At 71.8% G+C, this 12,434-nt stretch carries 4 protein-coding genes and 2 pseudogenes; all 6 read right to left on the bottom strand.

Going from position 1 to position 12,434, the window contains the following annotated elements; all coding sequences use genetic code 11:
- Nucleotides 1-206, bottom strand: a pseudogene (locus tag VIG79_RS09565) (hypothetical protein); the annotation flags it as partial.
- Nucleotides 206-817 carry a sigma-70 family RNA polymerase sigma factor gene (locus VIG79_RS09560; protein ID WP_331884966.1) on the bottom strand — a complete coding sequence of 204 codons (612 nt, stop codon included), beginning with the start codon at nucleotides 815-817 and terminating at the stop codon, nucleotides 206-208. The gene VIG79_RS09560 and the pseudogene VIG79_RS09565, both read right to left, overlap by 1 nt.
- 85 nt (nucleotides 818-902) lie before the next feature.
- On the bottom strand, nucleotides 903-3,356 hold the full coding sequence (locus VIG79_RS09555; protein ID WP_331884964.1) for a transglutaminaseTgpA domain-containing protein: 2,454 nt from the start codon (nucleotides 3,354-3,356) through the stop codon (nucleotides 903-905).
- Complete coding sequence (locus VIG79_RS09550) at nucleotides 3,353-4,729, bottom strand: DUF58 domain-containing protein (RefSeq protein ID WP_331884962.1); 1,377 nt, start codon at nucleotides 4,727-4,729, stop codon at nucleotides 3,353-3,355. The genes VIG79_RS09555 and VIG79_RS09550 overlap by 4 nt, the downstream gene beginning before the upstream one ends.
- A 255-nt stretch (nucleotides 4,730-4,984) precedes the next feature.
- A pseudogene (locus tag VIG79_RS09545) lies at nucleotides 4,985-5,971 on the bottom strand (AAA family ATPase); the annotation flags it as partial.
- Nucleotides 5,972-5,989: 18 nt separating this feature from the next.
- Nucleotides 5,990-12,343: an Ig-like domain-containing protein gene (locus tag VIG79_RS09540; protein ID WP_331884960.1), complete on the bottom strand. Its 6,354-nt coding sequence runs from the start codon at nucleotides 12,341-12,343 to the stop codon at nucleotides 5,990-5,992.
- Nucleotides 12,344-12,434 lie beyond the last annotated feature (91 nt).

Below are 12,434 nucleotides of genomic sequence, written 5' to 3'. Positions count from 1 at the left end.
CCCCGGACCGCCTCGAGCTGGTCGCCGTCGAGCGCGACGACCTCCATCAGGTCGGCATCGGGGTCGCGGAGCGAGAACAGCGCCCGGCTCGTCTGCCGGACGTGGTCCGGGACGGGGTCGAGGACCTCGGCGATGGCGCCGAGGCGCCGGAGGAGCTCGATGTCGGCCTCGTCGAGGTCGGACGAGCCTCGCGTGCGGTCGCTCATCAGCTACGCGCCTCCCTCGGCCGATCCATCGGCCCGTCGAAGTGGTACCCGGACTCCGCCACCAGCGTGCGAAGCCGCTCCAGGCAGCGCATCCGGGTCGGGCCGATGGACCCGATCGGCATGTCGAACGCCGTCGAGACCTCCGCGTAGACCGGCCGGTCGCAGGCCATCAGCACCCGCAGCAGCTGCTGGCACCGTTCGGACAGCCTCGCGAACGACGCCCAGAGCTCGACGTCGCGCTCGTCCTCGAGCAGGGCCGAGTCCAGCTCCGTCGAGGTCGGATCGGCCAGGTCGACACCGAGATCCTCGTCCCGGGTCAGCACGGTCCGGCCACGGCGGCGCAGGATTCCCAGCGCCTCTCTTCGTGCGGTCGTCGCGAGCCATCCTGGTAGGGCCTTCGGGTTGTCGATCTTGGTCAGGTTCTCCAGCAACCGCAGCCAGGTGTTCTGGACCACGTCCTCGGCGTCGTCGGAGCCCAGCCGGTAGGACCGGGCGACCGACCAGAGCAGGCTGGTGAACCTGTCGGTGATGACGTTCCAGGCCTCCTGGTCTCCCTCGGAGGCAGCCGTGAGGAGCGTCGCAAGGTCGGTGTGCCCGTCCAGCTGGCTCATCAGTGGCCTTCCCGCGCGAAGTCCGGAACGCATCCGACAGATGCGCCAGATCCCACGACTGATACACCCGGCCGCAACCGGATTTCTACGGCGCCAGCGTCACCGGTTCCCGGCGCCCGCGCAAGGGGCTGCGACGTCGTGCCGGCGCCCGGCCGCCCGGACGACGCGCGGAGCTCGGTGAGACGTCGGCGAGCAGCCTCCGCCACCACGGGACCTGCCGACGGAGGACCTTTCGGGCGGCCTTGACCTCGACCCAGTAGGCACCCGCCTCCTCCAGCGACGGCGCCGACGGGGCGAAGACGTGGGCGTCGGCGCGGACCGCGAGCGGACGGAAGGCGTATGCGTCGCTCACCCGGGTGTCCAGTGACGCACCCTGTTCGAACCGGGTCGCGTTGCGGGGCAAGCCGATCCCGAGATCGGCAGCGGTGTCGACCACCTCGGTCCAGCCACCCGCGATCCGGGCGCCGGCGGGACCCCGGGTGCGCCGTCGGACGCGGCGGCGGGCCTTGACCGCGCGCACCAGGGCATACACCAACAGCAGGACGAGGAGGGGCAGTCCGACGTAGGTGAGCAGCCATTTGACCCAGTCCGGCCAGGTGCTCGGGTCGAGCGGGTTCTTCGGCGGCGGCTTGCGGTTCTGGGTGGCGTTCTGCGCCTGGTCCGGCCCCTGGAGGACGGACGGCGGGTTGTTGGCGACCGGCGGAGGGACCTGAGCGCCCGTCTTCTGCTCCTCCGAGCGCTGCTGCTGCTGCTCGGGCTGCTTGTTGCGGTCGGGCAGGAAGTCACGCGGCAGGATCGACGCCCAGGTGCCGTCGTCACTGTGGACCTCGACCCAGGCGTGGATGTCGGAGCCCTTGACCTCGCCGGAGGCCTCCGGGGTCGCGCCGAAGACGACGCGGGCCTGGACGCCCAGCCGGTTGGCGGCGAGCGCCAGCGCCGCGGCGTACTGCTCGTCGTCGCCGGCCAGCTGCTCGGCCCGGACGAACCGCTGGAGCCGGGCGAGCGAGTGGCCCGGCAGGAAGACGTTCTGGTAGTTCCCGGGCGGGCCCCCGTCGGTGTAGGCGCCGGCCCGCATCGCCTTGGCGATCGCGACCACCTTGGTCCACGGGTCCGACTGTTGGCCGCTCCAGGCGTCGAGCTTGGCGTCCATGAACCCGAGCGCCTGGGTGTCGACGATGGGCGAGCCCTCGACGGTGACGGCGGTGGGCAGCTCGGCGGGGAGGCTCGGGACGACCGCCGTGAGCCGGTAGGCGTCGCCGCCCCGCAGCGTGGTCGGCACGACGCCGGTGTTGGTGACAACGTTGAACCGCAGGTCGTCGCCGAGCGCAGCCGAGCGGTCCGCGTCGCCCTCGAAGTCGATGCCGGTCACGACACCGGCGGTCGGAAGCCAGACGTCGGCGTAGCCGTCCTGGACGATCCGGACCGTCGCCGTCACCTCGCGGCCCGGGCCGCTGGCGGCAATGTGGCTGCCGACCCGGCGGAACGTCCCCGCATCGTCGGACCCGGCCCCGCCGGTCCCGGCGCCCGACGTCGAACCCCCGGCCGCGACGTTGCCGGCACCCCACACCGCACCGTCGAAGGTGTCGAGGGTGGCCAGCCGGACCGGCGTGCCCTCGGGCAGCCCCGAGACCTCGAAAAGGGTCTTGTCGAACAGCTCCGACGGATTGGGTTCGGTGTACCTGCGGAACCCGGCGAGCGGACTGGGGAACTGGCTGACGTCGAACGGCGGCTCCAGCGCGGTGCGCCAGACGGTCCGGTCGGCGTCGTCGGAGCCGGGCAGGTGAGGTCCGACGAACAGCCCCCCGAGCACGGCCACGGCCAGCAGCACAGCCACCGTGGCGACGCGAGTGCGGCGGCCGCCACCGTCCTGGAGGGTCGGGCGACCACGACCGGTGCGCAGCGCCGACCAGCCGATCGCGACGAGCGCGAACACCGCACCCTGGAGGGCGACCGAGGCGGGAGTCAGCGTGCCGAGGGCGATACTCAGGCCGAGCAGGGCCAGTGGGACGAGGAGCGGTGCGTAGGAACGGCGCCAGCGGCGGGCGACGGTGTAGGTCGCCGCTGCTCCGACCAGCCCGAAGAGGAAGGGCAGCGCCATCAACGGTCCGCGCGCGTCGATCGGCGGCAGCGAGGTGAGGAGGGTCTTCCAGCCGCGGACCGCCGTCGACGCCAGCTCGACGATCACCTCCGGTGTGGGGATCACCCCGCCGATCAGCCCTTCCCGCACCGCGATCGGGCCGCCGAGCAGGAGGTAGACCGCGGCGAGGACCAGCAGGGTGACCACGGCCGGCCAGCGGCGGCTCACCACCAGATGGCTGACCAGGAGCCCGAGAACGACCCCGATCCCGCCGACGACCAGCCACGCATACCCGTAGTAGGTCGTGCTGAAGCCGACCAGGGCGAGCAGGACGAGGGCCGCCGAGAAGACGAGGTCGACACGGACCTCCGCGGCCGGCAGCCACTGCCGCCAGCGGGCCAGGATCTGGGTGGTGCGGGCGCCGCGCGAACGGCTGCCCGCGTTGGACGGGGTGGCGGTCACGCGCCCACCCCCGCGGCCATGACGCGGCGCAGGTCGGCCAGGTTCGTCACGGTGAGGATGGTCAGGCCGCCGCCGCGCTTGATGCCCGCCGTGGCCCCAGGGTCAACCACGACGATGACGTTGCGCACCTCGGGCCCGAACTGGGCGCCGGCCCGCTGCAGCTCGACGAACGGCCGGTGCGGACCGGTGACGACGAAGAGGATGCTCGTGTCGCCGGCGAGGTCGACCGCCCGCAGCGCGAGGGCGGTGAGGTCGGTCGGCGCCGGCTCGACCCGGGCCAGGACGTCGAGGGTCAGCTGAGGGGTGCTGCGGCTGATGTCGTGCGAGCCGCAGACGATCGTCGTGTCCTGCTCGTCGCGCATGACGCGCAGCACGATCGACGCGCCGACGCTGATCGCCGTCTCGAGGTCGGGGATCTCGGGGGCGCTGTGAGCTGGAATCAACGGATCGGTGTGCCCGTGCTGTTGCCGGGTCCACTCGTCGAGGATGTCCTCGCCACCGGTGTACGAGCGTGGGTCCGTGTCGACCAGGACCGTGACGTGGGAACGCCGGGTGTCGAGGAACTGGCGCACCAGCAGCCGGCCGGCCTTGGCCGACGACCGCCAGTGGATGTAGCGCCGGTCGTCGCCCGGCTGGTACTCGCGCAGCGCGTGGAACGCGAGGTCGCTCATCGAGTGGTCCTCGGTGACCGTGCCCTCGAGGTCGCGCAGCAGGCCGGCACCGAGCGACTCCAGGTGGGACGTCCGCGGGTGGACGAACAGCTCCTGGACCTGCGAGAACTCGACCGTACGCCGCAGGACGCCGAGGGGGTCGCCACGGACCGTACGTGCGGGGCCGACAGCGATAACACCGCGACGGTGGGTCGGGACGACGAACAGCTCCTCGTGCTCGGCGCCCGCGCGCATCGGCGGCATGACGAACCGGGCGGCCGTCACGCCGACCGGCAGCTCGACCAGCAACGGCAGCAACGGTGTTCGGGCGAGGTTGCGCACGACGATGCGGCCGGTCGCCGGGTCGCCGACGGTCACCCGCCGCGGGTCGACCTCGCTGTGGATGTCGACGTGGACGCGGCCGATGGTCAGGGCGAGGCACGCGAGCACGAGGACCCCGCAGGCGGCCGCGACGACGAGCAGCTCGACCCAGCCGAACCGGACGCCGACGTACCAGCACAGCACGCCCAGCGCGAGGATCGCCCAGCCCAGCGGCGACACCCAGCGAACGCCGGACGCGAGCGGGCCCCAGACCCGACGGGTGCGATCGGCGAGCGCACGCCCGGTCGCCCGGACCCGCCCGCTCTGGCGGCGGGCAGCCTCACGACGCGAGCGGCGGGTGGCCGGGGCGTCGGAGGCCGAGCGGGTGGCGGTGGTGGTCATGACGAACGGTCAGCGACCCTCGGTCGAACCGGGGTTCGGCGTATGGGGGTCGAGGCGTGAGGGGTCGAGCCCGGCCGGGTTCGGGGTCCGGTGCAGGGTGCGTTCGGCCGCCTCGTCGTCGTCGCTCTCCTTCGGCCAGAGCAGTTCCTCCGGGTCGGGCCGCTTCGGCTGCCCGGCGGATCCGGCGGTGGCCGGCATACCGACGGTGGCCGGCATACCTGCTCCCGGGGCCGGACCTGGAGCCTGCCCGTTGCCCTGGACCGGCGGCGGGACGTCGCCGAGGATCTGCTCGATGACCTGGATGACCGTCGTCCCGGAGAACTGGGCCTCGGCGTCGAGAAGCAGCCGGTGCGACAGCACCGGGACGGCGAGCATCTTGACGTCGTCGGGGACCACGTAGGTGCGGCCCTGCGACGCGGCCCAGGTCTTGGCGCATCGGACGTAGGCGAGGCACCCGCGGACGGAGAGGCCCAGCTTGAGCGACGGATGCCGCCGCGAGGCCTCGGCGATGAGGGTCACGTAGGACAGCAGCGCCGGGTCGACGTAGACCTCGTCGGCGAGCGCCGCCATGTCGCCGATGACGCCGGCGGTGACGACCGGCTGGAGGCGGCGGGCCCGGTCGCGGACCTTGGCGTCGCTGAGGATCCGCATGGTGGCCTCCGCGTCGGGATAGCCGACGCTGGTCTTCATGAGGAACCGGTCGAGCTGGGCCTCGGGCAGCCGGTAGGTCCCGGCCTGCTCGATCGGGTTCTGGGTCGCGATGACCATGAACGTGTCCCCGACGCTGTGCGGGACGCCGTCGACGGTGACCCGGCCCTCCTCCATGACCTCCAGCAGCGCCGACTGGGTCTTGGGTGAGGCCCGGTTGATCTCGTCGGCGAGGACGATGGTCGCGAAGATCGGGCCCGGGTGGAACTCGAACTTCTTGATGTTCGGGTCGTAGATCGTCACGCCGGTGACGTCGCTCGGCAGCAGGTCGGGCGTGAACTGGATCCGGCTGTTCGACCCCTGGACCGAGGCGGCGAGCGCCCGAGCCAGCTGGGTCTTGCCGGTCCCCGGGAAGTCCTCGAGGAGCAGGTGGCCCTCGCTGAGCAGGCAGGTCAGGGCCAGCCGGGTCACGTGGTCCTTGCCGAGGACGGCGCGGTCGATGTTCTCGACGAGCCGGTCGAAGGTCTGTCGGAACCACTCGACCTGTTCCTGGGTGGCCGTCGAGCCGGCCGTCGCGGCGGGCTGTGCGCTCATATCTGTTCTTTCCTGCTGCTAGGGCCAGTTGGAGTAGCTGTCGGACTTCGTGACGCCGTTTTGTGTGCAGTTGGCGGTCAGCGTCCCGCCGTGGACGCCGTAGTACGCCGTCGTCTTGTGGGTGTTCCCGTCGGCCAGGATGTTGTGGTCGGCGAAGTAACCCCCGCTGTCACGGAAGTTGCAGTCCCAGGTGCCGGAGCTGTTCTCGATCTTGACCTGGACGAAGCTGCAGGTCGTGTTGCAGACGCCCGGTTGCGGGCACGGTTGACCGATGCCCAGACCGCAGCGGTCGGAGCTGGGTGACACGGTGACGATGATCGGCGGCTTGTCGGGCGTCCTGGCGGAGTCGGACTTCGCTGCACCGGCGTCGCTCTTGCCGTCGACGGTGACGGTGGGCACGACGGTGATGGACTTCGTCTGCTCGTAGTTGACCCCGCTGAGCGAGACGCTCTCCGCACCGCCTCCGAGGTTGCGGTCGATGTCGCCGCTGATCCTGATGCCCGAGTACGGGCGGCCGTTGGCGACGTTGTTCCACGTCCACGTGATCGTGTAGTTGCCGCCACCGCCACTGATGGCCGACCTGAGTCCCGTCACCGGCTGCGTGGGGCCGTAGGGCTCCACCTGGGAGCCGCCGCTGAAGGCGGAGCACTGCACCGGGGTCGCGTCGTTGCAGGCGGACACCGAGATGCTCTGCGTCTTGGGGTCGAGCTTGGTCGTGGTGAACGCCTTGGCGGAGCCGTCGGCGCAGCCACCGCACGGCCAGCTCCCGGTCTCGCCGGCGCTCGAACGCCACTTCACCGACGTGAAGCTCGACGCCCGAGAGTCGGTCAGCTTCACGGTGATGTTGGCGAGGTAGTTGAACGAGCCGTTGGTCGAGGCGCTGATCGACGGGATGGCCGGGATGCCGGTGGCGCGGTAGGGCGAGGTGTTCGTCTTGGGTGACTCTTTGCCGCCACCGTTGGTCGCCGTGACCGTGTACTCGTAGGTCTTCCCGTCGTAAGGGATGTTGCTGTTGACCAGCGTCCGGGTCGTGCCGGTGGTCCCGCCGATCGACGCCCAGGCGCCGCCGCCGACGCGCCGGTAGACCGTGTACTTCGTCAGCGGTGGTCCGTTGGGGTCCGTGGTGTTCCACGTGAGAGTCACCTGGCCCTCGGAGTCGTTGGCGTTCGGGGTCCGCGGCGACAGCTTGGGCGCCGCCACCGCCGCCGGTGTCCCGACCGACTGCTTGACGACGGCGGGGCCGTAGGGGCCCCACCCGGCGCCGTTGTGGGCCTGGACCCGGATCGAGTACTGGTTGTTGTTGACCAGGCCGCTCAACGTGGTCGTGAGCGTCCCGCCGGCGACGATGCGGGTCCCGCCACCCGCACCACCGGACGTGTTGACCCACTGCACCTGGTACTGGTCGACGGCGCTGCCCTCGTTGACCGGTGCCGACCAGCTCACGGCCAGCGTGCGGTCGCCCGGCGTGACCGTGCCGACCGAGACCGCGCGCGGCGCGGTGTCGGGCGTGACCTCCTGCGAGGAAGCGCTCGGCGGCGACCAGTCGACGGCATTGCGGGCCCGGACGGTGAACGACGCCGGGACGCCGTTCTTCAGGCCGCTGACGGTGCACGGCGAGGCGGGACAGATCAGGGTCGCCCCGGTGCTCGCCCGCACCTCGTACTGGAGCACGGGCAGGCCGCCGTCGTTCGCGGGCGGGGACCAGCTGACCCGGGCGAGCCCGCCGGCGACGCGGTCGGCCGTGGCGCTGACCCGCTGCGGGGCGTCCGGGGCGCCGCGCAGGGTCACCCGGATCTCGCCGTTCGCCTGGCGGCCCGGCCCGTCGGAGGCCTCGAACACCAGGGTCGCCGCGCCACGTGCGTCCTTGGCCGCGTTCACGGTCACCGAGCAGCCGGACCCGATGCCGGTCACGCCGTTCCCGCTGCGGACCGTGACCGGAGCGGAGACGGAGCACTGCGGCGAGGACAACGGACTCTGCAGGTAGGGCGCGATGTTGACCGTCTGGCTCGACCCGGCGTTGAGGGCGGCGATGGTGATCGGCTGGATGACCAGCGGGGGGATCTGCTGGGCGACCTGTTGTGGCTGCTGTTGCGCCACCGGGCCCGCAGTCGGGGTGGCATGGACCCGGATGGGGAACGACTCGGTGGACCCCTTCGCCGCAATGGTCATCGCGCCGTCGCCGCTGGCGGTCGGTGCGGCGGTCAGGGTCACCTCGCGGTTACCGGTGCCGCCCTGCTTGAGGTCAACGTCCGGCACCGCCAGGGCCCACGACGCCGTGTACTCGACGGTGGCCGGGTCGAGCCCGGTCGGCAGCCAGGCGTGGCACAGCCGCGGGATGTCGACGGTGCGCGGCTGGCCACCGCCGACGAGGTTCACGAGGTAGTCCGGACAGCGCAGGATCGGCACCTTCGGCCCGATCTGCACGAGGATCGAGACGTATGCGGTTAATGCGGACGCGTCGACGCCCTGATCTCCGGATCCGGTCGCGTCGGTGACCTGGAGCATCAGCGCGGCCGGTCCGTTGTAGTCGTGGCCCGCGGTGAGCTTGATCGAGGTGTCGCTCAGCGGGTCGGGGGTGAGGACCTCCTTGGGCGAGGCGCTCACCGTGTCGGGCGAGGTGACCTTGACGGTGCGGCCGCGCGGGTCGGTGACGTAGTCACCGATGTCCACCGTGGCCGTGCCGTTCGTGTCCATCTGGACGACCTTGCCGGGGGTGACGTAGGGCGCGCCGTTGTCTGCGGTCGGGACGTAGACCAGGGCCATCGCCTTGGCGCCGTCGGCGTCGGCGATGACGTAGGGCACCACGCGCGGGTGGTCCAGCAGCTGGATCCGCACCTGCCGGCCGACCACCGTCACGCCCTCGCCAACAGCCTCGACGAGCTGCAACGTGGTCGGGTCACCGTCGACGTCGCGGTCGTTGGCGAGGACGTCGACGGTCGTGAACGTCTCCCCCGGTTTGGGGACGGCGGTGTCGTCGAGCGCGGTCGGCGGGTTGTTGAACCCCTTCTGCCCGCGGACGGTCAGCGTCGCCCGGGAGGGGTCGAACAGGCCGTCCGTGATGGCATACGCGAGGACCTTGGCCGGCCCCTCCTCGGGGGCGATCACCCTGAAGGTGTTGTCGTCGAGCTTGGTGAACTGCTCCAGGGCTGCCGGCTCGTTGGTCTTGCTCAGGTCGGTGAAGGTGACCTCGTCGTCGGGCGAGATGAGGTCGTTGGCGAGGACGTCGGCGTTCACCGAGCGGCCCGGCGCCGCGACGATGTCGTCGAGGACGGCGATGGGGGGCTGTGGGTCGCCGGGCTGGACCACGCCGACGCGGATGAACGCCTCACTGGTGGCGCCGAACCGGTCGCGGACGACGTAGCGGATCACCTCGGTGCCGGCACTGCGGGGGTACGCCTCGTACTTGACCGTCGTCGCGCCGAAGGACGTGACCCGGCCCAGGGAGAGGTCGACGGAGTCGCCGTCCTGCCCGACGATGCCGGCGACGTAGGTGAGGTCCCCGTCGGGGTCGATCCCGCTGGTCGGCACGGTGATGGTGATGGTGTCGCCGGCCGTGACGCTGGCCGTGACGCTGCGCGCGGTGGGGGGCTGGTTCGGGTTGGTCGGCGTCGGCAGCGGCTTGACGGTGACGGTGATCCGGCCCGTGACCGACCGGTCAGGGCTCCCCTCGGGGTAGGTGGCGTACTCGAGGGTGACCACGTCGTCGGTGGTGATCGGTGCGACGTCGGGGATGTAGCGGATCACGCTGCCGGACGAGAAGGCTTGTCCCTTCCCGGCGACGACCTTGACGGCTGAGGGGTCGAGCTTGAGGGGTACCCCGCCGGACATCGTGTCGTTGTCGAGCACCGGGATGGTGACGACGTCACCCAGCCGCACGATCGCCTCGTCGTCCTCGACGTTGGGCATCGGCTGCTGCTCGGGTCGGGGCTTCTGGACCACGGACACGTGGCCGACGGCAGTCCTGGTGCCGTCGCTGACGACGTAGTCGATGCTGCCCCGACGCTCCTGCGTTCCGGTCAGCGGGCTGCCCGCCTGCACCCGGACCCATCGGCCCTGGACCACGGACGGCTGGAGCCACGCGACGTCGGCCGTGGCCTTCTGGACGACGAGGACGTCGCTGCGGGGGCTGTAGTCGTTGGACAGGACGTCGGCGATGACCGGCTCCTGGTCACGGACCGTCGCCGAGTCCGGCGCCGCGACGGGCGGCTCGTCGTCGCTGGGGTTGGGCAGGATGTCGACCCGGATCCGGCCGGCGGCGACCGCGGAGCCGACCTGCGCCGCATACGTGACGAGGAAGGTGCCCTGGGCGCTGCCGGTGACGGTGAGGACGTTGGTGTCGAGGTTGCTGTCGATGACCAGCGCGCCGGGGCCGCGGACGTCGGAGGCGAGACGCATCCGCGCGCCCGGGTCGGTCGGGTCGGCGCCGGGGACGTCGTTGCCGAGCGGCTGGACCTGGACCGGCTTGCCCACGACCGCCCGGACGACGTCGGGCTGGGTCTGTGGGGGTTCGGCACGGGCGTCGTCGGTGAGGACGGTGACGTTGGCCTGGCCCTCAGCGGACGCGCCGTGGCCGTCGCCGACCGAGTACTTCACCGGGAAGGTCCCGGGGTTGTCGGGCGCGGTCACGCCCAGGGCTCCGGACGGGTCGACGCTGACGGCCGGGTCCGGGGAGTCGACCGACAGTGGGTCGTTCTCGCCGTCGCGCCAGTCCGCGACCACGCCGAGGGTGACGTGGCCGTTGCGGACCACCGGGTACTTGGCCTGCGCCAGCTTGGCCTGGCCGCCGCGGACGAACGGCGGCGAGTTGACCGAGTCGTCGACGACGTGGACGACGACGCTGCCGGTGGCGCGCGAGTTCTGGCCGCTGGAGCCGTTGTTCACGGTGTAGCTGAACCGGAACGTCGTGGCGGTGGGGTTCGCCGGGACGGTCACCTCGACGGTCTGGCCGTCCACGGACACCGCGGCGCTGACGTCGGCCACGTCCGGCTTGCTGACGTCACCCGGGGCGATGCCGAGGATCGAGCCCTGGCTGTCGGAGTCGTTGTCGAGCACGTGCAGGCTCGAGGTCCGGCCGGGGCGGACGTTGAGCTCGTCCGGCTGCGCCTGCGGCGGCGTGGTGACGATCTGGTCGTCCTGCTGGTTCGGGTCCTTCTTCTGGTTCTGGTCCTCCTGCTGCGGCGGCGGGATGACGGAGTCCCAGTTGTCGACCTTGACCGGCTTGTCGCTGACGTCCCACACGTTGCCGGAGTCGAGGTCGTTGAGGGCGATGAGTCCGCGGTTGACGCGCAGCTTGACGCCGTCGGTGCGGACGCCCTTGGTCAGCGTCCCCAGCTCGACGGCCGGCTGGGTCTGCTGGGCCTGGTCGGTCTGGGCCGCCGGGACCGCGTCCGTGCTGCAGGAGCGGCCGTACCAGACCGTGTCGGGGCCGGCCCAGGCCGCGTGCCGGCACGCCCCGAGTACGACCGGCTGGCTCGCGACGAGGCCGGTGACCCCCGCCGTGGGGACGGCGACGGCCGCGGTCGGCGTGCCCCCCGCGAGGGGGACGGCGAGGAGCGCGGTACCGGTCTGGACCAGCACGCTCGCGGCGTCGGGGCCCGCCTGCTGGAGGACGGGGGCGCCACTGACGGAGCCGAGGGCCACCGGCTGCGGGGACTCGTCGGACCACACGTTGCCGGTGGCGCCGTCGAGGGCGACCCAGTGGCCACCCACGGCGGTGAGCTGGAGGGCGGCGGTCGTGAAGCCGAGCTTGGCCATCACGGGGTCGACGAAGTCGTCGCCTCCGGGCCCGACCTTGAACGTCGCGAGGTCGCCCTTGGTGCCGGACGCCGCGTACACCGTGCCGTCGGCGCCGACCGCGACGACGGTGTCACCGCCGAGGACGGCCCGCGGCTTCTGTGAGGGCTGGAGCTGCTCGAGGGTGCCGACGCCGGCGCGGGTGTCGATCCGCTGCGCCCAGACGCTGCCCTTGGCCGGGTCGGCGATCGCGACGGAGCCGCCGCGCAGGTCGACGACGGCCTGGTTCGTGGAGCCGGTTGCCGCGGTCTGCGGGGCGGGCAAGGTGATCTGGCTGGAGTCGGAGAGCGTCGCCGTCCTGGGGTTGATCGGCAGCAGCTGGTTCGACGCCTTGCTCACGCCGAGGACCGCGGCACCGTCCTGGACCACGTCGAGGCCGGAGCTCTGGGTACCCGGGGAGGCGATGCCGGCGTCCAGCTGCCCGGCGGGCTTGTTGAGCCGGCCGAACCGGGCCTGCTCGGCGTTGGTCACCCACACGCCGCCGTCGAAGAGGTCGGTCTTGCGGACCAGGTCGCCGTCGGCGCGGAGGGCGAACCAGACGAGGGCGGTGCCGAGCAGCAGGACGAGGACCGTGGACACGGCCCCCCACCGGCGCGCTCGCGACACCCCCCTCACCATCTCCGACCTGCCCCCTGTGTCGACGTGCGGCTCATCCCGCGCACCCCCAGCG

The sequence above is a fragment of the Lapillicoccus sp. genome, from assembly GCF_036559105.1.
GTDB lineage: Bacteria > Actinomycetota > Actinomycetes > Actinomycetales > Dermatophilaceae > Lapillicoccus.
The sequence above is the reverse complement of the archived record's forward strand: the minus strand, read 5'-3'. Positions and strand labels throughout refer to the sequence as shown.